Origin of the sequence: Streptomyces sp. NPDC050418, assembly GCF_044458745.1 — a bacterium.
Classification (GTDB): Bacteria; Actinomycetota; Actinomycetes; order Streptomycetales; family Streptomycetaceae; genus Streptomyces.
In genome coordinates, this window is the sequence record NZ_JBITIG010000002.1 from 324,501 (window position 1) to 349,789 (window position 25,289).

General features: G+C 71.6%; 19 protein-coding genes. 4 read left to right on the top strand and 15 right to left on the bottom strand.

Annotation, left to right across the window (positions count from 1 at the left end):
• The first annotated feature begins 70 nt into the window (after positions 1 to 70).
• On the top strand, positions 71 to 1,162 hold the full coding sequence (locus ACIBI4_RS05775; RefSeq protein ID WP_399202344.1) for a hypothetical protein: 1,092 nt from the start codon (positions 71 to 73) through the stop codon (positions 1,160 to 1,162).
• A gap of 41 nt (positions 1,163 to 1,203) precedes the next feature.
• Here ACIBI4_RS05775 and ACIBI4_RS05780 read toward each other — a convergent pair whose 3' ends face one another.
• From ACIBI4_RS05780 to crcB (ACIBI4_RS05810), 7 genes are all read right to left on the bottom strand, one after another.
• Positions 1,204 to 2,079, bottom strand: a complete 876-nt coding sequence (locus ACIBI4_RS05780) for a hypothetical protein (RefSeq protein ID WP_399202345.1) — start codon at positions 2,077 to 2,079, stop codon at positions 1,204 to 1,206.
• Positions 2,080 to 2,188: 109 nt separating this feature from the next.
• A complete protein-coding gene (locus ACIBI4_RS05785; protein ID WP_399202346.1) occupies positions 2,189 to 3,514 on the bottom strand; it encodes a M1 family metallopeptidase in 1,326 nt (441 codons plus the stop codon).
• 73 nt (positions 3,515 to 3,587) lie between these two features.
• Entirely contained in the window at positions 3,588 to 7,475 is a 3,888-nt protein-coding gene (locus tag ACIBI4_RS05790) for a Pls/PosA family non-ribosomal peptide synthetase (protein ID WP_399202347.1), read from the bottom strand.
• A gap of 243 nt (positions 7,476 to 7,718) precedes the next feature.
• Positions 7,719 to 8,048, bottom strand: coding sequence for a DUF190 domain-containing protein (locus tag ACIBI4_RS05795; RefSeq protein ID WP_399202348.1), 330 nt, complete (start codon positions 8,046 to 8,048; stop codon positions 7,719 to 7,721).
• Positions 8,049 to 8,122: 74 nt separating this feature from the next.
• Entirely contained in the window at positions 8,123 to 8,497 is a 375-nt protein-coding gene (gene crcB / locus ACIBI4_RS05800) for a fluoride efflux transporter CrcB (protein ID WP_399202349.1), read from the bottom strand.
• Positions 8,494 to 8,946 carry a DUF190 domain-containing protein gene (locus ACIBI4_RS05805; protein WP_399202350.1) on the bottom strand — a complete coding sequence of 151 codons (453 nt, stop codon included), beginning with the start codon at positions 8,944 to 8,946 and terminating at the stop codon, positions 8,494 to 8,496. The genes crcB (ACIBI4_RS05800) and ACIBI4_RS05805 overlap by 4 nt, the downstream gene beginning before the upstream one ends.
• Positions 8,895 to 9,374 (bottom strand): fluoride efflux transporter CrcB, encoded by a 480-nt coding sequence (gene crcB / locus ACIBI4_RS05810; protein WP_399202652.1) that lies wholly within the window; start codon positions 9,372 to 9,374, stop codon positions 8,895 to 8,897. The genes ACIBI4_RS05805 and crcB (ACIBI4_RS05810) overlap by 52 nt, the downstream gene beginning before the upstream one ends.
• A gap of 415 nt (positions 9,375 to 9,789) precedes the next feature.
• Between crcB (ACIBI4_RS05810) and ACIBI4_RS05815 the strand changes: the two genes are divergently transcribed.
• On the top strand, positions 9,790 to 10,161 hold the full coding sequence (locus tag ACIBI4_RS05815; RefSeq protein ID WP_399202351.1) for an STAS domain-containing protein: 372 nt from the start codon (positions 9,790 to 9,792) through the stop codon (positions 10,159 to 10,161).
• Between the two features lie 62 nt (positions 10,162 to 10,223).
• Here ACIBI4_RS05815 and ACIBI4_RS05820 read toward each other — a convergent pair whose 3' ends face one another.
• Positions 10,224 to 11,447 carry a beta-ketoacyl-[acyl-carrier-protein] synthase family protein gene (locus ACIBI4_RS05820; protein ID WP_399202352.1) on the bottom strand — a complete coding sequence of 408 codons (1,224 nt, stop codon included), beginning with the start codon at positions 11,445 to 11,447 and terminating at the stop codon, positions 10,224 to 10,226.
• Between the two features lie 465 nt (positions 11,448 to 11,912).
• Between ACIBI4_RS05820 and ACIBI4_RS05825 the strand changes: the two genes are divergently transcribed.
• Positions 11,913 to 13,343: a PP2C family protein-serine/threonine phosphatase gene (locus ACIBI4_RS05825; RefSeq protein ID WP_399202353.1), complete on the top strand. Its 1,431-nt coding sequence runs from the start codon at positions 11,913 to 11,915 to the stop codon at positions 13,341 to 13,343.
• Between the two features lie 103 nt (positions 13,344 to 13,446).
• Here the strand turns inward: ACIBI4_RS05825 and ACIBI4_RS05830 are convergent, their stop codons facing one another.
• Complete coding sequence (locus tag ACIBI4_RS05830) at positions 13,447 to 14,934, bottom strand: hypothetical protein (protein WP_399202354.1); 1,488 nt, start codon at positions 14,932 to 14,934, stop codon at positions 13,447 to 13,449.
• A 231-nt stretch (positions 14,935 to 15,165) separates the two neighbouring features.
• On the opposite strand from ACIBI4_RS05830, the gene ACIBI4_RS05835 reads away from it, so the two are divergent.
• Complete coding sequence (locus ACIBI4_RS05835; protein WP_399202355.1) at positions 15,166 to 16,317, top strand: aminoglycoside phosphotransferase family protein; 1,152 nt, start codon at positions 15,166 to 15,168, stop codon at positions 16,315 to 16,317.
• Between the two features lie 163 nt (positions 16,318 to 16,480).
• Here the strand turns inward: ACIBI4_RS05835 and ACIBI4_RS05840 are convergent, their stop codons facing one another.
• The 6 genes from ACIBI4_RS05840 to ACIBI4_RS05865 all read right to left on the bottom strand — a co-directional run bounded on the left by ACIBI4_RS05840 (position 16,481) and on the right by ACIBI4_RS05865 (position 25,268).
• Positions 16,481 to 19,618, bottom strand: coding sequence for a ThuA domain-containing protein (locus ACIBI4_RS05840; RefSeq protein ID WP_399202356.1), 3,138 nt, complete (start codon positions 19,616 to 19,618; stop codon positions 16,481 to 16,483).
• Positions 19,619 to 19,689: 71 nt separating this feature from the next.
• A complete protein-coding gene (locus ACIBI4_RS05845; RefSeq protein ID WP_399202357.1) occupies positions 19,690 to 20,565 on the bottom strand; it encodes a sugar phosphate isomerase/epimerase family protein in 876 nt (291 codons plus the stop codon).
• Positions 20,562 to 21,767: an ABC transporter substrate-binding protein gene (locus ACIBI4_RS05850; protein ID WP_399202358.1), complete on the bottom strand. Its 1,206-nt coding sequence runs from the start codon at positions 21,765 to 21,767 to the stop codon at positions 20,562 to 20,564. Before ACIBI4_RS05850 ends, ACIBI4_RS05845 begins: the two co-directional genes overlap by 4 nt.
• On the bottom strand, positions 21,764 to 22,771 hold the full coding sequence (locus tag ACIBI4_RS05855) for an ABC transporter permease (RefSeq protein ID WP_399202359.1): 1,008 nt from the start codon (positions 22,769 to 22,771) through the stop codon (positions 21,764 to 21,766). Before ACIBI4_RS05855 ends, ACIBI4_RS05850 begins: the two co-directional genes overlap by 4 nt.
• The gene (locus ACIBI4_RS05860) at positions 22,768 to 23,763 is read right to left on the bottom strand and encodes an ABC transporter permease (RefSeq protein WP_399202360.1); all 996 of its coding nucleotides are present in this window, start codon (positions 23,761 to 23,763) and stop codon (positions 22,768 to 22,770) included. The genes ACIBI4_RS05855 and ACIBI4_RS05860 overlap by 4 nt, the downstream gene beginning before the upstream one ends.
• On the bottom strand, positions 23,760 to 25,268 hold the full coding sequence (locus ACIBI4_RS05865; protein ID WP_399202653.1) for a sugar ABC transporter ATP-binding protein: 1,509 nt from the start codon (positions 25,266 to 25,268) through the stop codon (positions 23,760 to 23,762). Before ACIBI4_RS05865 ends, ACIBI4_RS05860 begins: the two co-directional genes overlap by 4 nt.
• Between the last annotated feature and the right edge of the window lie 21 nt (positions 25,269 to 25,289).

Consider the following 25,289-nt stretch of genomic DNA (forward strand, 5'->3'; position numbering starts at 1 on the left):
TGCTGCGGGTTTGCCCGCCGCGCCGCCGCGGCGGGTGCCCTGTTCCGTACGACCCGCAGGAGACGCACCGGTGACGCTTGCCATTCCCGCCCCCGAAGTGCCCGCACAGGAAGTGCCCGCACAGACCGACGCGAGCGCCGAGGCCTTCGACGTACCGGCGACGGACGCACCGGAGACGGACGCACCGGAGACGATCGCGCGGGACGCGCGGGAGTTCGGCGCCTATGCGCGGACCGGTGGCTGGACCTTCGCCCTGAAGGTGGCGCGCAGCGTCCGCCCGGGCGGTCAGGGCGCCGACGAGAGCACCAAGGTGTCGGCGAAGCGGTTCGCGGAGCTCGCGGGCTGCTCGCCGGAGCGCGTGATGCGCTTCTACAAGGCCTGGGACCTCGCGGCGGACGACGGCCTGGTCCCGCAGTTCGAGACGCTGCAGCCGGGCGTCGAGGTGGAACTCCCGGAAGCCGACGTGTGGTTGAGCTACTACAGCTCGCGCTCCAGCGCCCAGTCGGTGCGCGGCACGGCGATCACCGCGGCCGCCGAGGCCGAGGGCATCCGCCCGACGAAGGCGCTGGAAGTCGCCGAGAACCCGACCGCACTGCGCGCCGCGATCCTCGCCGACCCCTCCACCGCGGCTGCCGCCCGCTCCGCGCTCCTCGACCGGATCGACGACGACGAGGAGCTGCGCGGCGCGCTGGCCCGCGATGTGGCCTCGCGCGAGGAGCTGAAGAAGGCTGTCGCCGGGGAGTCGAAGGTCTCCGACCGCATCGAGTACGTCCGCCAGGTCGCCGAGGGCGGCCAGGTCAAGACACCCGCGGGCCAGATGATCGACGCCCCGGCGGAGCTGCGCCAGGAGGCCGAGCGCCATCTGTCGCTGCTCGACGAGCTGGACGAGGGCGAGGAGGCCGGTGAGTGGGCGGCCGAGGCGTACGGCACGGTGAAGACGCTGATCCAGGAGACCGTGGACGCGGATCCCGAGCTGCGGATCACCGAGCGGCGCACGAAGTTCTACTCCAGCATCGGCAAGGCCACGAAGGTCTTCGAGGAGCTGACCTTCGACGACGCCGACGCGGGCGAGTTCTACGAGGAGGACATGGTGCAGCGCCTTGAGGAGCTGCAGAGCGCGCTGACGGCCTGCATCGACGCGCTGCGCAAGGCAGCGGGCTGAACCAGGGGGTGGGGAGCCCGTCCCGCCGGGCTCCCCACCCGTCACCCGGCCGTGTGCCGGGCCTTGAGTTCGACGGGGACGCCGGTGAACGCGTCCAGCAGGACGCGCTCGCCCAGCGGCCGCTGCAGCCGCACCGTGAGCTCCTCGACCAGGAGTTGCGCGGTACACGGCCCGTCGTCGGCGCCGCGCACCGACGCGGACAGGACCACGCTCTCGTCGGTTTCGAGCGTCGTGACGGCCGGTCCGTCGTCGCAGGCGCCGTGGCCCGCGAGAACTGTGAGTGAACGGCCGTCCCCCGCAACGGACTTGAGTCCCTCAAGCGGCCGCTGACGGTCGGACTCCTCGAGGAGCGGTCCGATCGGCGCCTTTGCCACGGCGTCGGCCGCGACGGCGGCCCGGATCAGCGGTTTCCCGTATCCCTTCACCGTGTAGTGCCACGCGGGCACCTGTGCCGGGCCGCGGCTGGTCAGCACTTCCAGGCGGTCGAGCCGGGCCCCGGTGACCGTGAGCCGCGGACCTTTGCCGGGCTGTTCGCTGCGGCCGAGCAGGTCGAGCGTGCGGTCAGCGGGGACGACCTCGACGTCCAGGGGCGTTCCGCCGGATGTCCAGGTGATACGGCCGCGGCCACTCCCGCCGGGCAGGTCGCCCTCGGTCGTGAAGCGGGCGGCCGCGTAGGCACGCTTGTCGTCGCCGGTGTGCCAGGCGTCGTCGGGGATCCTGACCAGCTCCTGCAGCGGGAAGAAGCCCGTACGCCACTGTTCGGCCGCGTCCGAGCCGCGCCATGCCTCGGCGACCTGCCGTGCCCGGTCCTCGGGCACCACGCGTTCCCGCGGCGGACCGGCGTCGCCGCCGCTCTCCCCGCAGGACGCGAGGAGCGCCAGCAGGGCGAGGACGCCCAGGAGTTGTCGTGTGCGCATGACGCCGCCCCTCGAAGGGTTCCGCGGACCGGATGCCGTTCCGTGCCGCCTGTGGGACGTACGGCGGCCTCGGTCCGTTCCCCTCGGCCGTCCCGGACCTCGGCTCCCGTCACTGCACGGGCAGTTGCGGCAGCCGCCCCTCGTACAGCCAGGCCTGGAACAGCTCGTCCAGGGGACGGTCCGCGTGCCGCTCGACGTGGGCCGTGAACATCCGCGTGGTCACGACACCGCCGCGGTGCAGCGTGGGCCAGGAGCGCAGCATCTTGAAGAAGGCCACGTCGCCGAGCGCACAGCGGATCGCGTGGATCGCGAGGCCACCGCGCTCGTAGAGCCGGTCGTCGAACATGAGCTTGCGGCCGGGGTCGGCGAGCACCAGGTCCTGCGGGCGGCTCGCGAGCAACCGGTGGGCGACCGCGGCCAGTTCCTGCGCCATCCGCCCGCCGGAACGCTCCGACCAGAGCCACTCCGCGTATTTCGCGAGTCCTTCGTTGAGCCAGATGTGCCGCCAGTCGGCGATGGTGACGCTGTTGCCGAACCACTGGTGCGCGAGTTCGTGCGCGACCAGGCGCTCCGAGCCGCGCGCCCCGTCCACATGGTTCGTGCCGAAGAGCGAGAGCCCCTGGGCCTCGACCGGCACGTCCAGCTCCTCGTCGGTCACCACCACCGCGTACTCCGCGAACGGGTACGGCCCGAAAAGGTCCTCGAACAGCGTCATCATCTGCGGCTGGCGGGCGAAGTCCCGCGAGAACGGGGCGAGCAGATGCGCCGGGAAGTGCCCCGTCTGCGGCACGCCGCCGAGCCCGCCGTCACCGAGCAGCGCCGTCTGGTACTTGCCGATGGACAGGCCCACCAGATAGCTCGGGGTGGGCGCCGGCTGCTCGAACAGCCAGGTCGTGGTCGAGGACTTGGTGGTACGGGTGAGCAGCCGGCCGCCGATGACGACCTGGTACGCCGAGGGTGTGGTCACCGAGATCTGGTACGCGGCCTTGTCGGCGGGCCGGTCGTTGCAGGGGTACCACGAGGGCGCGCCGACCGGCTGGCTGGCGACGAGCGCGCCGTCGGTCAGCTCCTCCCAGCCGAGGCCGCCCCAGGGGCTGTTCACGGGCTTGGGGTTGCCCGAGTAGTGCACATCGACCGTGAACGCCTTGCCCGCGGGCAGGGACTTCGAGGGCTTGATCCGCAGCCGCCCGCCGCGGTGCGTGTAGTGGGCGGCGCGCCCGTCGACGCGGATCCGGCCGATCCGGAAGTCCCCGAGGTTCAGCTGGAACTCACCGACCGGTGCACGGCCCGCGATCGCGCTGATCCGGGCCGTGCCGGAGAGGCGGTTGGGTCCGGGGCGGTAGTCGAGGTCCAGCTCGTAGCGGTGCACCCGGTAGCGGAGGTCTCCGTTGTCCGGGAAGTAGGGGTCCGCTGCCGCCTTCTGGTGCCCGCTCACGCCTGCTGTGCTCCCTGCCCTGTCGCTCGGTCGGCGGTGCCGCCTCGGCGGCCCGCACCGTCCGACGCCGCGCTCAGGCGCGCCAGGCCTCGATCGGGTTGCCGAGCCAGCGGGTGTCCGCCGGCAGCGACTCACCCGCCATCACCAGCGACGCGGGGCCCAGCGTGCTGCGCGCGCCGACCTCGCTGCCGGGCAGCACGATTCCGCCCGGGCCCAACGTGGCGCCCTCGCGGAGGACCACAGTATCCGTCCGCAAGATCCGATCGTGGAAGAGGTGCGTCTGCAGGACGCAGCCGCGGTTCACGCTGGTGGCGGCTTCGAGGGTGACCAGATCGGTCTCCGGCAGCCAGTAACTCTCGCACCACACGCCCCGGCCGATCCGGGCGCCGAGGCCCCGCAGCCACAGGTTCATGACGGGGGTGCCGGGGACGGAACCGGCCAGCCATGGGACGGCCAGCATCTCCACGAAGGTGTCGGCGAGTTCGTTGCGCCACACGAAGCCGCACCACAGCGGGTGCTCGCCCGTGCGGTGACGCCCGACGAGCGCCCACTTGGCGGCAATGGACAGCAGACAGGCGAGCGCTCCGGCGGCGAGCAGCACAAGGCCGCTCAGCAGGGCGGCGAGCCAGAGCCCGTACGTCGCGAGGGCGCTGAGCAGACCGGCGGTGAGCACCAGCAGGGCGGCCGAGCACAGCACCGGGACGATCCGGCAGAGCTCGACCAGCGCGCGGGCCAGCCGGAGCCGTGGCGGCGGCGCGTAGGTGCGGCTGTCGTCGGCGCCCGCCGCCGCGCGCGGCAGCTTCACCGGCGGCAGCCCCAGGTAGGAGCTGCCCTTCTTGGCCTTCTTCGGGGTGGCCGACAGGACCCCGACGAGCCCGTCGTCGGGCACGCTGCGGCCCGGCGCGGTCATCCCGGAGTTGCCGAGGAAGGCGCGCCGGCCGATCTCGGCGCGGCCGATCCGCACCCAGCCGCCGCCGAGTTCGTACGGGGCGGTGAGGGTGTCGTCGGCGAGGAACGCACCGTCGCCGACCGTGGTGAGGCTCGGCAGCGCCAGCACGGTGGAGACCTCGGCGTCGCGGCCGATCCGCATCCCGAGCAGCCGCATCCACACGGGCGTCACGAGACCCGCGTACAGCGGGAAGAGGGTCTGCCGGGAGAGGTCCATCAACTGCGTGACGGTCCAGGCCTGCCAGCCGATGCGGCTGTGCGTGGGCCGGGTGCCGGTGCGCAGGCCCACGCTGAGGAGACGTACGCCGATGAGGATCAGGACGGCGTACGCGAGGCCGAAGGCGAGCGTCGCGGGGACGAGCGCAAGGGCGGCGCCGCGCACGGCGGCGGCGAGGGAGGCGTCCGCGGGCACGAAGGCCTGGGCGAGGAGCAGCGCCGGCACGGCGGCGGCGACCGGCAGCAGGCTGAGCGCGATGCCCGTCAGGCCGTACATCGCGCGCCAGTGCACGGCGCGCGGCGGGCGCTCGGCGGGCCAGTCGCGCTTGGCCTTGCCGAGCTTCTCGGCGGGCGATCCGGCCCACCGCTGCCCGGTGGGGATCTGGCCGTGCACGGCGGAGCCGGGAGCGACCTCGGCGCGCTTGCCGACGCGGGCGCCCGGGAACAGGATGCTGCGCGTGCCGACCACGGCGCGGGCGCCGACCTTGATGCTGCCGATGTGCAGTCGGTCACCGTCCAGCCAGTGCCCGGACAGGTCCACTTCGGTCTCCACGGCGCAGCCGCGGCCGAGCTTGAGCAGCCCGGTGACCGGCGGCAGGGAGTGCAGGTCGACGTCCGGGCCGATCCTGGCGCCGAGCGCGCGGGCGTAGCGCTCCAGCCAGGAGCCGGTCAGGGACGTGGCGCCGGAGCATTCGGCGAGGCGTTCCGCGGTCCACAGCCGCAGATGCACGCTGCCGCCGCGCGGATACGTGCCGGGCTGTACGCCACGGAGCAGCAGCCGGGCGCCGCCCGCCGCGAGGGCGAGGCGGCCGGGCGGGGTGAACAGGACGAGGGTGCCCGCGCCGATCAGCCACCAGGACGCGGCCGGCGCCCATGGGTAGGCGCCGAACCAATGCAGTGCGTTGCCGAGCGCGGCGAGCACCACCATCCAGCGCAGGCCCTTCAGCGTGAACAGCGGAATGGTCAGCAGGAGCTGGGCGGTCTGCGCGCTGACCGGCACCGGGGCGATCTCGCGCGCCGTGCCGTCGTCCTGGACGGACTTCTCCAGGCGGCGGGCCAGCTTGCGCAGGACGGGCCGCTCGTAGATGTCGACCACGGCCGCGGCGGGGTAGCGCTCGCGCAGGCGCGTGGTGAGACGGGCCGCTGCGAGGCTGGTGCCGCCGATCGCAAAGAAGTCGTCCGCGGCGCTGGTCACCGGGATGCCGAGGGTTTCGGTCCACTGCTCGGCGAGCCATGCCTCGGTGCCGTACAGCTGCTCGCTCCTGGCGGATGTCTCCAGGTCGGGCAGCGGCCACGGGAGCGCGTTGCGGTCGACCTTGCCCGAGGTGCGGGTCGGCAGATCGGCGACGGGGGCGAGCAACGGGACGAGGGCGGCGGGCAGTTCGGCGCGCAGCCGCTCGACGGCGCGTGCCTGGTCGAAGCCGTCCTGGGTGACGAGGTAGCCGACGAGCAGCTGGTTGCCGCTGCGCGCGGTGCGCACGGCGGCGGCCGCGCCCGCGACGCCGGGCAGCGCCTGCAGGGCGGCGTCGACCTCGCCGAGTTCGATGCGGCGCCCGCCGAGCTTGATCTGCTCGTCGCCGCGGCCGAGGAAGATCAGGCCCTCGGGGTCGGCCTTCACGAGGTCGCCGCTGCGGTAGGCGCGCTGCCAGCCCATCGAGGCGAGCGGCGCGTATTTCTCGGCGTCCTTCTCCGGGTCGAGGTAGCGGGCCAGGCCCGCGCCGCCGATGACAAGTTGACCGCTCTCGCCCGTCGGGACGGGCCGGTCCTGCTCGTCGACGACCGCCAGTTCCCAGCCGTTCAGCGGGAGTCCGATACGGATCGGCTCGTCGCCGGTCATCAGCGCGGCACAGGCGACGACAGTGGCCTCGGTCGGGCCGTAGGTGTTCCAGACCTCGCGGCCCTCGGTGACGAGGCGCTGGGCGAGTTCGGGCGGGAAGGCCTCGCCGCCGAAGATCAGCAGCCGTACGTCGGCGAGGGTCTCGGGCTCCCACAGGGCGGCGAGCGTGGGCACGGTGGAGACGACGGTGATCTCCTGCTCGACCAGCCAGGGGCCGAGGTCGGCGCCGCTGCGGACCTGTGAGCGGGGCACGGGCACGAGGCAGGCGCCGTAGCGCCAGGCGAGCCACATCTCCTCGCAGGAGGCGTCGAAGGCGACGGAGAGTCCGGCCATGACCCGGTCGCCGGGGCCGATCGGGTCGTCGGTGAGGAAGAGCGCGGCCTCTGCGTCGACGAACGCGGCGGCGCTGCGGTTGCTGACGGCGACGCCCTTCGGCTTGCCCGTCGAACCGGATGTGAAGATGATCCACGCGTCGTCGTCGAGGCCGGGGCGGGCCGCCGGGACGTCGGCGGGCTTGTCGACGGTGAAGGCGTGGCCGGCGCCGATCACGGTCCGTACGCCGGCTTCGCCGAACACCAACTCGGCGCGCTCGTCGGGGTCCTCCGCGTCGACCGGGACGTAGGCGGCACCGGCGGCGAGCACGGCGAGGATCGCGATGTAGAGCTCGTTGGTGCCGCTCGGCACCCGTACCCCGACCCGGTCCCCCTGCCCTACGCCCGCCTCGTCCAGCCGGCACCGTAGCTGCTCCACCTCGGCGGCCAGCGCGCGGTACGTCAGGCGGCGGGTGCCGTCGTCGAGCGCGAGCTCCTCGGCGTGCGCGAGGACGGTCGCGTCGAGGATGTCGACGAGTGTGCGGGGCGCCGCGGCCGGTCCCGCCGTGAAGTGGGCCGGTTCGCCGAACTCTTCGGTCAGCTCCGTTTCGAGCAGGGTGAGCTCGGCGTTCGTACGGGTGGCGTCCATCGGTTCCCATCGTCGCGGCCACGGCTCACGAGGGGGGTGGTGCCGGCGCGCCCCTGGTTTGCCCGGTCTTGTCCGGCACTGGTCCGAACAACCGGCTTATCCTAGTCGGCCACCTGCTGCGGGGCCCGGCGAAGCGGGACGAGCGGGGCGTGATTGCGGCCACGTCGGTCCCCGGGCGGGCGGCGGTTGTGGGGTCGGGGCGGGCTGGGCCGGTCGGGGCAACCGAGGCGGCCGGGACTCGGCTCAGCCCGCGCGGTACACCGTCACGCGGTCCAGGACCACGAGGCCCGTGTCGCCCAGTGCATCGTGCAGTTCCTCCGCGAAGGCCCGCAGGCGGGTCTCGTCGTCCACGATGACGACCGCGCACGGGCCGTGCCGGGTGAGGCGGGAAGTGCGGTCCGCGTGGAGGGTGAGGTGCGGGCCGAAGCCGTGGGTGGCGTGCAAGACGCTCGCGCCGGCGAGTCCGTACGCGCGGGCGCGGTGCACGATCTCCGCGTACAGCGGCTTGTGGTGCCACAGCGCCGAGCCGGACACATGGATCGTCAGACGTGCCGCGGGCCCAGGTCCGAGCATGACCGCCCCCCTCCAGGAACGCTCTGTGCGCACCGTACGCCGGAGGCTCGCGGGCGCCCAGGGCCTGTGCGGAGCTACGCCCAGAACGCCTCCGCGAGCGCCACCCCCGCGAACGCCGCCCCGAGCCCCGCCACCACCGAGGCCACGACGTTGACCGCCGCGAAGAAGCGGGCTCCGTCCTCGGCCAGGCGCAGGGTCTCGTAGGAGAACGTCGAGTACGTGGTGAGGGCGCCGCACAGGCCCGTACCGACGAGGAGTTGGACCTGCGAGGACACGGCTCCGGCGGTGACGGCGCCCGTGAGCAGGCCGAGGATCAGACAGCCGGCGACGTTGACCGTGAAGGTGCCCCACGGGAAGACCGTGTCGTGCTTGGACTGGACCGTGCGGTCGGTCAGATAGCGCAGCGGGGCGCCGACCATCGCGCCCGCGATGACGAGCAGCCAGTTCACGCCTCGCCCTCCCCGCCCGGCCGCGGTGCTTCGCCGTCCGCCCACTGCACTTCGCCGCCCGGCCGCTGTCCCTCGCCGATGTAGCGGATCACTTCGCAGTCGTCGAGGATGACGAGCCCTTCGGTGACGAGTTCGTCGAGCTGGGGCAGGAACGCGCGGACGCGTTCGTCGGTGTCCACGATCACCACGGCGACCGGCAGGTCCTCGCTCAATGACAGCAGGCGCGTGGTGTGGATGAGGGAGGAGGCGCCGAAGCCCTCGATCCCGCGGAAGACCGAGGCGCCCGCGAGTCCGGCCCGGTGGGCCCGGTGCACGATCTCCGTGTAGACGGGCCGGTGGTGCCAGGTCTTGTTCTCGCCGATGAAGACGGTGACGCGCAGGGCGGGTCCATGCAGTCTCACGGCTGCCTCCACTGGATGACACGACGGGTGAGTGCGGCCGCGGCCCATACGGCGAAGAGCGCGGCCACCAGGGTGAGTGCCAGATAGGCCAGGCCGGTGCGGGCCTCGCCGCCGTCGACGAGGCGCTGGATGTCGATGGCATACGTGGAGAAGGTGGTGAAGCCGCCGAGGACCCCGGTGCCGAAGAAGGGCCGTACGAGCCGGTGGGCGACCCATACGTCGCTGATCAGGACCATGAAGACCCCGATGACGGCGCAGCCCACGGCGTTCACCACGAGGGTCGTCCAGGGGAAGGCGTCCGGCGCCGTCGGCCACAGGAGCGAGGCGCCGTAGCGGGCCGAGGCGCCGGCCGCGCCGCCGAGCGCCACGGCCAGGACGACCGGACGCTGCCGGAGTCCCGCCTCCGAGCGCTGTGCGGGGGCCCGCAGACCGATACCGGGATCGACGGGTTCCTCGCCGGCGGGTTCGTTCTGCATCGCGGGTCGTGCCTCTGCCACCTGGTTCTCCTACTCGCCGGGCACGGATGTATCACGCGTGCGCGTCACAAGTAGGGACCGTTGTCGGCGTGGTCGCCGCGGTTCGGGTACGGCGGGCCCCACCGCCGCGGCGGCGCACCTCATCCACCGCCTCCGCCAGGTTAACCCCTGACGCCCCGGACCTCCTCCCGGGCGGGGCTAACGCACTGTCACCAAACGATTTCGGTCAACTCACCCTCCCAACTCCCGCTATTCATCGTACTGTTGAGGGTACGGACCGCCCTGAGCGGGGATGACACGGTTGACATCGCGCCGTGGCCCCCTTTCACGCGGGGGCGGCCGATGCCCGTACCGAAGCAGCTTGCGGAGCGTGTTCGTCACTCCGCGTCACAGGATGGGGGCCTGGGGAGTGGCCATGGGACCCGCGGACTTCGTGTTCGGCCTGGAGCACCGTACGGCCGGCAGCACCCTCTTCCTGCTGCTCAGCGGAGAGCTCGATATCTGGGCCGATGAGGAACTCGCCCCGCGCGCGGCCCGGTTGATCGGATCCGCGAGACCCGAGGTGGTCATCGATCTGCACCATGTGACGTTCCTCGACGCGGGCGGGCTGCGACTGCTGCTCGGCATACGGCGCCGTGTGAAGGACCGCCGCGGCACGGTACGGCTGATCCGCGCCCACGGCCAGCCACAGCAGGTACTGCGCCTGACGGGGCTCGACGGCGGCTTCGACCTGTGGGACGGCGAGCCGGACGACGGTGCGGGGCAGGGGCCCGCCGTGCCCGCCTGAAGGGCCGGTCTCGTCTTCGTCCCCGCGCCGCGCACCCGAGCCGCGCGCCCACCCCGCCGCCGTCAGCCGCCCGCACTCCCCCGGAACACCAGGCTCACGTTGTGCCCGCCGAACCCGAACGCGTTGCTCAGGGCCGTGTCCCAACGCCCCTCGCGCGGGCCGCCCTTGACCAGATCGAGGGTGACCGCGGGATCCGGGGTGTCCAGGTTGCGGATCGCGGGGACGGCCCCGTCGCGCAGCCCGAGGACCGCCGCGACCGCCGCCACCGCACCGGAGGCCCCGCAGAGATGGCCGATCTGCGACTTGGCGGCAGTGACGGTCACCTGCGGGCCGAGCACCGACGCGAGCGCCTCCGCCTCGACCACATCCCCCGACGGCGTGGAGGTCGCATGCGCCTGGACGAAGCCGATGTCCCCGGGCGCGACCCCGGCCGAGGCGAGTGCCGCGCGCATCGCCTGCGCCTGCCCGTCCACATCCGAGGCGGTGATGTGCGCGGCGCTGGACGAGACACCCGCTCCCGCCAGCCACCCGTGCACGCGCGCCCCGCGCTCCGCGGCGAAGGAGGCGCGTTCGAGGATCACGATCCCGGCACCCTCCCCCATCACGAAGCCGCTGCGGTCGGCGTCGAACGGCCGCGACACGGCCTCCGGATCCTCCTCGCGCGGCGAGAGAGCCTTCATCTGCGCGAAGGCCGACAGCGTGAACGGATGCAGACAGGCCTCCGCGCCGCCCGCCACCACCACGTCCGCGCGCCCGGCCCGGATCAGATCGAGCCCCATCGCGATGGCCTCGGCGCCCGACGCGCAGGCGCTGACCGGGGTGTGCGCACCGGCCTTCGCCCCGAGTTCCATGCTGACCCAGGCCGCGGGGCCGTTCGGCATCAGCATCGGGACGGCGTACGGCGACAGGCGCCGCGCCCCGGAGCGTTCGAACGTGTCGTCCTGGCCGAGCGTGGTGAGCACACCTCCCGTGCCGGTGCCGATGACGACCGCGAGCCGGGTGCCGTCCACATCGGGCGCTCCGGCGTGCTGCCAGGCCTCACGGGCGGCGAGCAGCGCGACCTGTTCACAGCGGTCGAGCTTGCGCGCCTGCACGCGGCCGATCAGCTCGGCCGGGTCGCCGGGAAGGGGTGCGGCGACTCCCACGGGCACGTCGTCCGCCCAGTCCTCCTCGATCCGCCGGACGCCGGATGCGCCCGCGAGCAGGCCCTCCCAGGTCGTCCCGGCGTCCATGCCCAGCGGAGTCAGCGCTCCGAGTCCCGTGACGGCCACCGCCGTGTCGTTCATGTCGTGCCCCTTGTCCGGTGAGTAGGAAGTCCACAAGCCCGGCCGCCGATGCGGCACGGGAACTTGATCACCTGAACTCGACACTTCCAGACAACAGGGGCATCCATGGATGGCGTCCGCCACCGAGCCTGCCGAACGGTTCTTGTAGGTTTACGACAAGTTCACGAGCGGCTCTGACGCCTTCACGAGCGCACAAGGTGCCCGGGGAGCGAACCGGCCAGATACGCCCGGCGCACGGCGTAGCCGCCGCGTCCGGGAGCGGCGGCTTTCAATTCCCTTAAGGGAGCGGGTGATTGAGTTTCGGCCATCACCAAGGCCGCGGTTCCGACTGGACTTTGACATATGCCAGAAGCACCACCGTATCGTGTCTTGCCAAATGGCTTACGGGGCCACCTGACCTGTGCGACAGTCATAACCGGCCCTTCCGTCAGACTTGGTCGTACCGCGCCTGTATCGGAGTACGAGATGCCGTCCCATATCTTCGCGGACCGCCCCGCCGCGCAGCCGCCTGAGCGCGGCACGGTCGACGCGCTGATTCAGCAGACGCGCCGGCTCCGCGGCGAGGTCGACGCGGTGCGCCGGGACGCGACGGTGGACGAGGACGACCCGCAGGGCCGCTGGCAGCGCGCCCTGTGCGAGCTGGCCGTGCACCAGCTCGACGATCTGGACGACCACTTGGCGCAGCTGCGCGACGGCACGCCCGCCGACCCCGCCGAGCAGGAGCTGCTCGACGGCCTGGAGGCCGAACTCGCCCCCGAGGCCGGGCGCGGTTCGCTCCTGAGCCGGGTGGGCAGCGCGGAGTGGAACCTCCTCACCGACGAGGTCGTCTGGTCCGGTGAGCTCTACCAGATCTTCGGCCGCTCCCCCGGCCAACCCCCGCTGACCCTCGACGAGCTGCCCACCTTCGTCTTCGCGGAGGACCGCGACCTGCTGACGCAGATGGTGACGGACTGTCTGATCGACGGCCGGCCCATCGACGGCGAGTTCCGTATCGTCCGCGACGACGGCAGTGTGCGCACGCTCCACATGATGGGCGAGCCCGTGCTCGACGCCGACGGCGCCACCGCCTCCATGTGGGCGGTCCTGCGCGACGTCAGCGAGCTGCGGCGCAGTCAGCTGGCCCTGCGCGAGACCCGTGACTCTCTGCAGCGCCAGCGGCAGATCGCCGAGACAGAGCACCGGCTTGCGGTCGAGCTGCAGGAGGCCGTGCTGCCGCCGTGGCGCGGCCCCCTGCGGTTCCCGCACGGCGCGCCCGACGCGCTCGACCTCGCGGCGCACTACCTGCCGGCCGCCAGCAGCGCCCTCATCGGCGGCGACTGGTACGACGCGCTCGAACTGGCCGACGGCTCGACGATGCTGAGCGTCGGCGACCTGACGGGCCATGGCGTCACCGCCACCTCGGGCATGGCCATGCTGCTCGGGGCGCTGCGCGGCATGGCCGTCGCAGGCGCCGAGCCGGGCCGTCTGATGGGCTGGCTCAACGAGCTGCTCGACGCCTCGGTGCAGCCCGCCCTCGGCAGCGCGGTGTGCTGCCGGTACAACCCGCACACCCGCACCCTCACCTGGTCCCAGGCCGGCCACCCGGCCCCGCTGCTCTTCCGTGACGGCACGGGCCGCGCCCTCGGCGCACCGGCCGGCGTGCTCCTCGGTGCCACGTCGGGCGCCGTGTACGAGCAGGCCAGCGAGCAGCTGGAGCCGGGCGACCTCCTGGTCCTCCACACGGACGGCCTCGCGCCGCACCGCGACGGCGAGGCCTCCCGCACCCGCCTGCTGTCCCTGGCACCCCGCTTCGCCACGGCCCGTACGGCGCAGGACTGCGTCCGTGCCGTGGTCGAGGAGTTCGGGGAGCGCCGCGAGGACGATGCGTGCGTGCTGGTGGGACTGGTCGGAAGCTAGGCGCACGCGGCCCTGAACGGGACGCGTGCGCGGGTGAGTTGACAGATCCTGACGCAGAGGCGCGGGCGCAGAGGCACGGGACCGGTCCGGACCACCGGCCCCGTCACGCCCTCGCCGTACCCCCCTTGGCTCCCTTCGGCAGCGCCAGCTGGATCTCCTCGCGGAGGTCCTGGATCTTCGGGTAGCCCGAGTACTGCCCGGTCAGCCGGTACATCTCGCGCAGCCTGTCCCATGTCCGGTGGGACGAGGTCTCGCCCATGGACATCAGCGCCAACCGCGCATAGCGGTCGGCCTGTTCGGGATCGTCGGCGATGAAGCAGGCCGAGGCCAGCGAGATGTAGTCGAAGATCTGGGAGCGCTGCCGGCCCTTGGCCCGCAGCTCTAGCGCTTCCTTCGCATGGCGCTGCGCGACCGATGCGGCGGCGGGATCGTGGTCGGCGAGGGTGCGGTACGCCAGGGCCTGCATGCCGTGCAGATCCGCCTCGTCGAACATCTGCATCCAACTCGGTGGCGGCACATCGCCCTTGTCCGAGACGAACAGGTCCTCGGCCTCGCCGAGGGTGCGGCGCATGGCCTGCCCCTTGCCCATGGACGCCTGGGCCCAGGCCTCGATGGTGTAGAGCATCGCCCTCGTACGCGGCAGGACCTCTTCTCCCGAGCCGGACTTGGCGAGCTTCATGAGGTCGAGTGCGTCGTCGGGACGGCCCAGATGCACCATCTGGCGGGCCGCCCGCGAGAGCGCCTCGCCGGCGCGGGGCCGGTCGCCGCCCTCGCGCGCCGCATGGGCCGCGATGACGAAGTACTTCTGGGCCGTGGGCTCCAGGCCGACGTCATGCGACATCCAGCCCGCGAGGACGGCGAGATTGGCGGCGACGCCCCACAGGCGGCGCTGCAGATGGTCGGGGTGGCGGTAGGAGAGCATGCCTCCCACCTCGTTGAGCTGCCCCACCACGGCCTTGCGCTGCAGCCCGCCGCCGCGGGCCGCGTCCCACGCGCGGAAGACCTCCACCGAACGCTCCAGCTCCTCGATCTCCTGCGACCCGATGGGGGCGGCCTCATAGCGGTCGTACCCAGCGGGGTCGGCGTGCAGGGGATCGGAGATACGGGGTGCGTCGGGGGTCAGGGCCGGATCGGTGTGCAGCCAGTCGTGCATGGCGCTGCTGAGTGCGGAGCCCGCGGCAAGCGCGGCGCCCGCGCCCACCAAGCCGCGTCGGTTGAGCATGAGGTCCATTCCCGTGAATTCGGTGAGGACCGCAGCCGTCCGCTCGGGCGCCCACGGCAGTGAGTCGGGATGTTCGCTCTCCCTACCGCCCTGCCGTTTCCCCGTGCGCCCGTGCCGGACCAGACCGAGGTCCTCGATGGTCACGACACGGCCGAGCCGCTCGGTGAACAGCGCTGCAAGTACCCGCGGCACGGGATCGCGCGGGATCTCTCCCATGTCGATCCAGCGCCGCACCCGCGAAGTGTCGGTCGCCAGCTGCGGATGGCCCATGGCCGCCGCCTGCCGGTTGACCAGCCTCGCGAGCTCACCCTTGGACCAGCCGGCCAGGCCGAACAGGTCGCTCAGTCGGGCGTTCGGTTCGCTGCTCACGTCAAGCCCCCAGGTTCTCGGCTGAGTTGACAGTAACCGTCTGTCAGTTGCTGAGCGACTATTCGCCAGGGTTCGCCAGGGTGCACCCGATGGTTCGCCATGGCGCATCGGGTGTCAGGTAGCAATGCGCCACCCCGACCCGGCGGCCGGCCGCATTCCCCAGGGTGCGAACGGCGGCCGGGGCGGGCAGCGCACGTGACTTGTCGGCGCACGAAGGGATCTGTCTCGCCCATGTACACAGCATCGTCCTCCGTGTCCGCCCCGCCCCGGCCGTCCACCACCCGGCAGGCCGGGGGCCCCTACCTCGCCCCCTCCCGCCCGACGGCTCCCGTTCTGGGCGGTCGGACGCAGCGCGCTCCTGGGGCGCCCGGCTCCACGGGGTTCGGCACTCAACCGCTCAGCGGGAGACTCGACTTGTCCGGCCCTCAGGGCGCCCAGTTGCGTACGGCTGTCGCGGCGGTGCACCGGATCTGTCCGGAGTTCAGCCCCGTGCAGGTGCTGCGCCGCAGTGGCCGCTCGGTTCTCCTCGTCGGTACGACGGGGCGTATGACCGCCGTGGCGAAGTGCTTAGTGGATCACTCTCCGGCGTGGTCGGAGCGGATCCGCCATGAAATAGCCACGTATCGCTCGTTCGTGAGGCACCGGCCCCCGGTCCGTGTGCCACGGCTGATCGCCGCCGATCCCGAGAATGGCACCCTGGTGATCGAGCGGATGCCCGGCCGGGTGGCGGCCCTGCAACGCCATCCGGCCGAGGCGCCGCCGCGCGCCGACATAAGGGCCGCTCTCGGGGCGATCTGCCGGCTGAACGCGTGGCGGCCGCCGGCCGGGATGTTCGACGCCCCGCTGGACTATGCGGCGCGGATCAACCGCTATCACGAGCTCGGTCTGCTGACCGACCGTGATCTGGGCGATCTGCAGAAGCTGCTGCACGGCATCGCGCAGTCCGCGGGCAGCGGTTCCATGGGCCAGTTCTGCCATGGTGACGCGCTGTTGTCGAACATGCTCCTGTCCCCCGCGGGCCCGGTCCTGGTCGACTGGGAGCACGCCGGCTGGTATCTGCCGGGGTACGACCTGGCCACGCTCTGGGCGGTGCTCGCCGACGCACCGGTCGCGCGGCGCCAGATCAGCCAGCTCGCGCAGTCCGCGGGCCCGGCCGCCCGCGACGCCTTCCTGGTCAACCTGATGCTGGTGCTGACCCGGGAGATAAGGACCTACGAGATGGCGGTGCAGCGCACGATGCGCGAGGCGACCCCGGCGGCACCGGGCCCGGCCCATCCCGGTGCTGCGCCGTCCGGCGAGGAACAGCGGCTGCTGCTCAGGCGGCTGCACGACGACTGCGCGCTGGCCCGCAGGGCCGTGAGGGCGGCGGTCGGCACTCGCTGACGGGGAGCGCGAAGGCCCCTCGTCACTCCCCTTGACCGGGGGGTGACGAGGGGCCTTTGCCTGCGGCCTCGGGTCCCTTGATGTTCAGGGGGAAGCAAGGGACCCGAGGCCGCTCAGGTCCGCTCGGCGGGGGGCCACCGAGCAGAGTCCCGGCGGGTGGTGGCTACGGGCTGTGGAAGGTCACCGAGTCCAGGTCGTAGGGGCTGCCCTGGGGCGAGGTGAAGACCAGATACAGCTTGTGCGTCCCGGCCAGCGGCTCCACCGGCACCTTGACGGTGTCCTGGTAGGTGTCCCAACCACCCGTGTTCTGCACGGGGGTGGTGGCGAGCAGCTTGCCGTCGGGTGCGTCCGCGCGCAGTTCGATCGCGCCGACTCCGTAGGGCGAGGACACCTTGTAGCCGACCTGGGCGATGCCCTCGACGCTCATCGGTTCGAAGGCCACCCAGTCGCCGTTGCTGATGTCCCCGATGCGCTTGCCGTTCTCGGCGCCCGCCTGGGAGACGATCCGGGTCCCGGACTGGTCGTCGTAGTACTCGGCCTGCTTGTGCTTGGGATGCAGCACGGACCGCCCGTAACCGGTGAGCGCGCTCGCCCCGTTGCCGCCCTTGTCCGTGTACTTGGCGTTCAGGACGTACGTGAGGTCGGCGCCCTCGGGGTGCCCGCCCAGGTCACCGGTGTCCACGGTGCCTTCGCAGCCGGGCAGGTCGGTCGTCGGGTGCTCGTGGTCGTCATGGCCGAGGGCCGGGTTGACGGTGACCTTGGTGCAGTCGATCTCGCCGTCCTCGGGGTCGGTGACGGTCACCTTGTACGGGATCTTGTCGCCGAACTCGATGAGCTTGCCGTCGACCGGTGTCTCGATCTTCACCACGGGCGCGGTGTTGCCCGCGGTGATCGGGACGTTGGCGAAGCCCTCCTTGCCGGTGGAGTCGGTGACCTTCAGCTGTGCGTTGAAGTCACCGGCCTGGGTGTAGGTGTGGCTGGGGTCGGCCTCGGTGGAGTCGGCGGTGCCGTCCCCGTCGAAGTCCCAGGAGTAGCTGAGCGCGTCGCCGTCCGGGTCCTTGGTGCCCTCGCTGGAGAAGTCGACCTTCAGCGGGGTGGGTCCGTTGGTGACGGATGCCTCGGCCTTGGCGACCGGGCTGCGCTTGCCCTGGGCGTAGTCGATACGGAAGAGACCGGAGTCGTTGTTGCCGCCGCCGAACTGCGAGCCCCATTCGAGGACATAGAGCGAGCCGTCGGGACCGAAGGTCATGTCCATGGGCTTGGCGAACTTGAAGGACTCGAAGACGTCATTGATCTTGAGAAGCTTCTCGTCCTGGTCGAAGCGCATTTCCTTGATGTCGTTGCGCGCCCACTCGTAGAAGAAGTTCGCCCCGTCGAAGTACTGCGGGAACTTCGTCTCCGACTTGCTCTTGGCGTCGTAGCGGTAGACGGGTCCGCTCATCGGCGCGGAGCCGCCGGAGCCCATCTCGGGGAACTCCGCGGAGGTGCCGTAGCCGTACCAGACCTCGGGCAGCTGCAGCGACGGCAGGTCCTTGAGACCGGTGTTGTTCGGCGAGGGGTTGGTGGGGTCGGCGCAGTCGAACTTGGCGCCGACTTCCTCGGTGTCGGGGTTGTACGGCGCATACGCCTGGTTGTTGCCGTGGCAGAACGGCCAGCCGAAGTTGCCTGGCTTCTTGATGACGTTGTACTCGACGAGGCCCTCGGGGCCACGGTCCGTCGTGGGTCCGCCGCGGTCGGGTCCGTAGTCGGAGACGTGGACGTAGCCGGTCTTCGGGTCGACGGTGAAGCGGAACGGGTTACGGAAGCCCATCGCGTAGATCTCGGGCCGGGTCTTCTCCGTGCCCTTGGCGAAGAGGTTGCCCTTGGGGATGGAGTAACCGCCGCCGTCCTTGGGCTTGATGCGCAGGATCTTGCCGCGCAGGTCATTGGTGCTGCCCGCGGTGCGGGCGGCGTCCAGGCGCTCCTTGCCGGGGCGCCAGTCGATGGGGGCGTAGCCCTGCCAGTCGGGGTCGAGGTTCGGCGGTACGTCGTCGCCGGTCGACAGGTAGAGCGTGCGGCCGGGGCCGAACTCGACGGCGCCGCCGGTGTGTCCGGGCTCCGGGAAGGAGCGGTCGCGGTACGCGGGGACGTCGAGCAGCTTCTTCTCGCCGGCCGCATCCAGCTTGCCGTCCTTGACGGTGAAGCGGGAGAGCCGGTTGATGTCCTCGGTGGCGCCGGCGGGTGCGTAGTAGAGGTAGATCCACTTGTTCTCGGCGAACGACGGGTCGAGCTCCAGGCCGACCAGGCCGTCCTCGCCGCCGGTGTAGACGTCCAGCTTGCCGGCGCTGGTGGTGGCGTGGGTCTCGGGGTCGAAGATCTTCACCTCGCCGTTGCGCTGGGCGTAGTAGACCTTGCCGTCCTTGGCGACGTCGAGCTCCATGGGGTCGGCGGTGTTGTCGTCGAGGGTGACCTTCTCGTACCCGTTCCAGACGGTGCCGCCGCAGTCGCCCGCCGCCGTGCCCGCGGCCCACTTGAGGCCGCCGACGACGTGGTCGCGGAAGTACGCCTCGGTGTACGAGGCCTTGTCGTGGCCCATCGCGGTGGCCCAGATCCGGCCGCCCTCGGTGCCGCGGCACCAGGAGATCGGGTGGTCGGCGCCCATGGCGTCGCCGCCCGGGTTGTAGGTGGTCTCGTCGGCCGTGACGAGGACGTGGACGTCGCCGCGGGGGTTCTTGTCGAAGTTGTACCACTCCTCGGGGCGCTCCCAGCGTTCGGGAAGTCCCTTGGTGGAGGGGTGCACCTGGTCGGCGACCTTGGCGGTGCCCTGCAGGACGCCAGGTGAGTGCGAGGGCATGTGGGCGCCGGCGTTGATGGTCTCGTCCCACCAGGGGAACTGGTCCTCGCCCTCGACGCCCATGTCGAGGGTGTTGTGGATGGCGACGATGCCCTTGCCGGAGCGGACGAACTTCTGCAGGCCCTCCTTCTCGGCGTCGTTGTCCCAGACCATGCCGGAGTTCTGCAGCATGACGATCGCGTCGAAGTCGTTGAGCGCGGGGTCGGCGAAGATCTTCGAGTCGTCGCTCTTGACGAGCTCGAAGTTGTTCTCGGCGGCCTCCTCCTCGAACATCTTGATGCCGTCGGGGATCGAGCCGTGGACGTAGCCGCGGGCCTCGGTGAACACGAGGGCGCGGAAGGCGGGTTCCTTGCGGTCGACGATCTCGGCGGCGGCCGCGGGCAGGACGCCGCCGATCAGGAGCAGTCCGCTGAGCCCGGCGACCAGGCCTCGGCGGACTCTTCGGGTGTCACGTGCATGACATCCCATGAGGGTTCCTCTCTGTCGTTACGGCTGTGCGGGGGGTGCCGGATGTCAGAGCGGTGCCGGAGATGGTGCGTTCAGGTGCGCGCGGCCAGGTGCCGGCGCAGAAAACCCAGGCCGTCGGTGGCGATGGCGTCCTGGGTGGTGGCCAGCGGGCGCCAGACGGAGGCGGCGACCGCGATGGTCTCGTTGTGCGCGGTGAACGACTCGATGCAGAGCGGCCCATGGAAGTCCACCGCGTCCAGCGCGTCGAGGAAGCCGCCCCAGTCCAGATGGTCGGCCCCGGGCGCACCCCGGTCGTTGGCGCACACCTGGACGTGGGCGATCCGCCCGGCCGCCGCGTGGACCGCGGCGGCCAGGGAGCGTTCCTCGATGTTCTGGTGGTACGTGTCGAGCGCGACGCCGATCGCCGCGGGAGGCAGCCCCTCCAGACCTTCGAGGGTCTGCGCGACGGTGTTGAACAGACTGGTCTCGTACCGGTTGAGCGGTTCGACACCGATCCGTACCCCGGCCCGCTGGGCGTACTCGGCGACGGGTGCGATGTGCTCGCGCCACTCCTCGTACGCCGCGTCGCGCTCGCAGCGGTCCATGCGCCAGGTCCGGCCGACCGCCGTGTACACGGGCCCGGCCACGACGGGTGCGCTGATGGCGTGGGCCGCGTCGATGCAGCGCCGCAGATAGTCCTGGGTGGCGCGGACGGTCTCGGGGCCTGTGCGGACGAGGTCGCGGTCGGGCGGCATCACGGCGATCACCGCGGCGGGCCGCAGCCCCGTGGCGTCGAGGAGTTTCACGGTCGCGGCGGGCTCCCAGTCGTCGGGCTGCTCCAGCGGCAGTTCGACACAGTCGAAGCCCCATCCGGCCAGGCGCGGCAGCACTTCGGCGAGTGCCGCCGGGCCGACCGGGGAGTGCCAGATCCACGGGTTGGCGCCGATCCTCCGTACGGCAGGGGTCACTTGCCGCCCCAGTCCTTCGGGAAGCCCGGCAGGTCCTCACAGCCGCACATCGCGTAGTGCAGCGGCGGCATGCCCTCCTGCAGGTACTCGTCGAGGTTCTCCTCGGTGACGGTGGGCTGCGGCAGCTTCCACTCCTTCGGGACCTCGTTCCCGGCGAGGATGTCGAGTGCCGCGATCACCGGGGTGCGCCACTGGAAGGTGGGGTACGTCGGGGCGATGGCGGTGAGCTTCTTGTCCTTCCATGCCTTCAGGAAGTCCTGCTGGTCCTCGCCGGTGATCGGGGGTACGTCGACGCCCGCGTCCTCGAAGGCCTCGATGGCGGCGACGGAGGTGGCGCCCGCGTCCATCCAGACACCGTCGATCTTGCCGTGCCGGGAGATGGCGTCGGCGACGATCGACTTGGTCTTGGCGGTGTCGCCCTCGGTGAACTTGATGTCCACGACGTCGAGTTCGCTCTTGTCGAAGGCGACCTTCGCGGCGGACCAGCGGTTCTCCAGGACGTCCACGCCGGGTGAGATGCGCAGCGCGAGGATCTTGCCCTTGGGCTCGACCTTCTCGACGAGGAAGTCGGCGGCGGTCGCTCCGTACCCGTAGCCGCCAATGGGGTTGATGAAGGTGACGGGGCAGTCGGTCTGCACCCCGCGGTCGAAGACGATCACCGGCACCTTTGCGCAGGCGGCCTCGACGGCCGGGGTGAGCGTGGCGGTGGTGTTGGGCGAGACGATCAGGGCGTCGCAGCCCTTCCCGGTGAGCTCCTCGATGTCGGAGATCTGCTTGTCGTCCTTGCCCTGGGCGTCGAGGACGGTGAACTTGGTGATCTCCTTGTGCTGCTTCACCTCGGCCTGCATGTTCTTGAGGCCCACCTGCCGCCAGGGGTTGAACACCCCGGCGTTGGAGAAGCACAGGTGGGTGCCGTCGAGGCCACCCTTCTTCTTGAACTCGGCGGTGTCGCGCATCTCGGGTTCGAGCATCTGCTCCCAGGGCTTGTCCGCGGGGCCCTCGGGGGTGACGTCGGCGAGCTTGATCTGCCGGTCGTACTCGGCCTGTTCGAAGAACTTCGACTCCTCGGTGGCCTTGTTGTCGTCCTGGCTCTGCGAGCCGGACGCACCGGGGCTGTCGGGCGGCGCGTCACTGGAGCAGGACGCGAGCAGCACGGCCGCGAAGAGCGCGGCGCCCGGGGCGAGCAGTCGTCTGCGGTTCATGAGGGTGTGCCTCCCGGTGAGTCGGTACGGCGGCGGATACGGGACCAGTTGGCGGCGCCCAGGCCGACGGCGGCGATGACGATGACGCCCTGGACGGTGGACTCCAGGGCGCCGGAGACGCCTTGGAGGTTGAGCAGCGTGAACAGGGCCTGCAGCGAGAACGCGCCGGCCATGGCGGCCACCACGGAGCCGCGTCCGCCGCCGAGGACCACGCCGCCGAGCACCACGGCGGTGATGGCCTCGAACTCCAGGCCGCGCCCGGCCTGGGCGGAGACCCCGGAGAAGCCGCCGACGAGGATCGCGGCGAGCGCGGCGGCCACACCGGACAGCACGAAGGCGACGACCCGCACGCGGTGCACCCGTACGCCCGAGAGCGCCGCGGTGCGTTCGCTGTCGCCGGTGGCGAGCAGGGTGCGCCCGTAGTCGCGGCGCATCAGCCACACCGCGAACGCGCCGACGGCGAGGCAGACGAGGACGGCCCAAGGGAGCCAGTCGAAGGCGGAGTTGCGGCCCAGCGCCCGGAAGTCCTCGGGCAGGACGCCCTTCGGGGAGCCGCCGGTCCAGTAGAAGACGGCGCCTTCGAGGATCAGCATCATGCCGAGCGTGGTGATGAAGGACGGCACGCGCAGCGCCGTGGTGATCAGCCCGTTGGCCAGCCCCACGACGGCGCCCCCGAGCACCAGGGCGAGGCTGATGACGAGCCAGTGCGCGTCGGGGAACGAGCCGTAGAGCTGTGCGGCGACCACCACGCCCGCGGTGACGATGGCGCCCACGGACAGGTCGAACTCGCCGCTGACGATCACCAGATACTGTCCGGCGGCGAGGATCACCAGCGGTGCGGCGCGCTTGACGAAGGCGAGGAAGCGGTCGAGTTCGTAGAAGCCGGGGTCCGTGGCCGCGAGCGCGAGCAGCAGCACCACGAGCAGCGCGTAGACCGGGATGCCGGTGCCGAGCGCCGCCACGAGTCGCTTGTACGGGGCCGGGGTTGCGGTCGCCGTCGTCATACGGACTTCCTTCCGCGCCGGGCGTACAGGGCGACGGCTGCGATGATCACCACGCCGCGTACGACGTTCTTGAAGAAGGGGTCCACGGAGAGCTGGTTGAAGACGCTGTCGAGAACGGCGAGGATCAGCACCCCGCCGAGCGTGCCCGCCACTCCCCCGCGCCCGCCCGCGAGCGCCGTGCCGCCGAGCACCACGGCCGCGATGGATTCCAGGTCGTAGCGCGCCTCCGTGCCGGCCCAGGGCGCGCCCGCGCCGAGCCGTGAGGCGAGGAAGAGCGCCGCGGCGCCCACGCACAGCGAGCACAGGACGTGCGCGATGATCACGGTGCGGCGGGTGCGGACCCCGGAGAGCCGGGCCGCTTGCTCGTCGCCGCCGGTCGCGTACATGTGATGGCCGAGCCGGGTGCGCCTGGTGACGAACCAGAGCGCGGCGGCGACGGCCGCGAGCAGGAAGACCGAGACGGGGACGAAGCCGATGCGGTCGTAGCCCAGGTGCCGGAAGGACGGCGGGACCTGCCCGGCGGGTCCGGTGTAGTTGTCCTCGATCCAGCCGCGCAGGATGAACGCGGTGCCGAGGGTGGCGATGAACGCGTTGACCTTCAGGCCGGTGACGATCAGGCCGTTGGCGAGCCCGACGGCCACGGACAGCGCGAGGACGGCCAGGATGCCGGTGACCACGCTGCCGTCCTGCATGGTCTCGGCGGCCACGAGCGTGCCGAGCGAGATCAGGTACGCGACGGACAGGTCGAGCGAGCCGGTGAGGATCACCGCGCTCTGGCCGACGGCGACCAGGCCTAGCGCCACGCAGTTGGACAGGATGGTGGTGAGGTTGGCGCGGGCGAAGAAGCTGCCGCCGTCGAGGGTGACGATCAGCCAGCCGAGGGCGATCACCACGGCGGCGGCGAGCCAGACGCCGACGGCCGGGTCGGTGAACCTGAGGCGCCGTGCCGGTGCGGACTTGAGCACGGAGGGGACGAGGGCCGTCGGGGTCATGCGGCGCCCTTCCCTTCGCCGGTGGGACCGGTGGCTTCGGCGGGCCGCGTGGCGAGGCGCATGATGTCCTCCTCGGAGGCTCCTGCGGGCAGTTCACCGGCGAGCCGGCCGTCGCTCATGACGAGGATCCGGTCGCTCATGCCGATGAGTTCGGGCAGTTCCGAGGAGACGATCAGGACGGCGAGTCCTTCCTTGGCGAGGTCGCGGACGAGGGTGTGGATCGCCGCTTTCGCGCCGACGTCGACCCCGCGGGTGGGTTCGTCGAAGAGCAGCACCAGAGGCTTCGCGGCCAGCCACTTGGCGATGACGACCTTCTGCTGGTTGCCTCCGGACAGGAACTGCACCTGCTGCTCGGGCCCGCCCCGTGCCTGCAGCCGGACCCGCTCCAGTAGCTCCGAGAGGTCCCGCGCCGCGGTGGCGTGCTGCTGTCCGGGGACGGCGCGGGTGACGAGCAGCGCGTTGTCGCGTACGGACTGGCGCAGCGCGAGACCTTCGCCCTTGCGGTCCTCGGTGACCAGGGCGATCCCGGCGCGGATCGCCTCGCGGGCGCCGCGCGGCCGTACCGTGCGCGCGCCGACGGTCATGGCGCCTGAGGTGAACGGGGCCGCGCCGAACAGCGCGCGGGCGAGCGAGGTGCGGCCCGAGCCCTGGAGCCCGGCGATCCCGGTGACCTCCCCCGCGCGCAGGTCGAGGTCGATGCCCCGCAGACGCCGGTTGGCTCCGCCGCGCACGGTCAGGGCGACCTCGCCGAGGTCCTCGGCGGCGGCGCGCGGCGGGTAGTACGCGCCGAGCTCACGCCCGACCATCGCCCGGACGATCGCGTCCGTGTCCGTCTCGGCCGTGGCGACGGTCGTGACGTGGCGGCCGTCCTTCAACACCGTGATGCGCTGCGAGAGTTCGAAGACCTCGCGCAGGCGGTGCGAGATGTAGAGGATGCCGAGGCCGCGGTCCGCGAGCCGTCGTACGAGGGCGTGCAGGAGCTGTGCCTCGTGCTCGGCGAGCGGTGCTGTCGGCTCGTCCATGACCAGGACGCGTACGTCGGAGGCGAGCGCCTTGACGATCTCGACGGTCTGGCGGCGGGCCACGGACAGGTCGCGCACCAAGGTGCGCGGGGAGATACCGGTCTCGCCGAGTTCGCCGAGCAGCTGTCCGGTGCGCTGCTCCATCGCGCGGCGGTCGACCAGGCCGTACCGGGTGGGTTCGCGGCCGAGGAAGACGTTCTCGGCGACGGTGCGGTGTTCGAGGAGCGCGAACTCCTGGTGGATGATGCCGACGCCCGCCGCCTGGGCCTGCTGCGGGTGCGTGAACGCGTGGGCGGTGCCGTCGAGTTCGATGGTTCCGGTGTCGGGGACGTGCTCGCCGGCGAGCACCTTCATCAGCGTGGACTTGCCCGCGCCGTTCTCACCGACCAGGGCGTGCACTTCTCCGGCGGCAAGGTCGAGGCCGACGTCGTGCAGGACCCGTACGCCGAGAAAGCTCTTGGACACGTTCCGCATGGCCAGCAGGGGTGCCGAAGGCGCACGGGA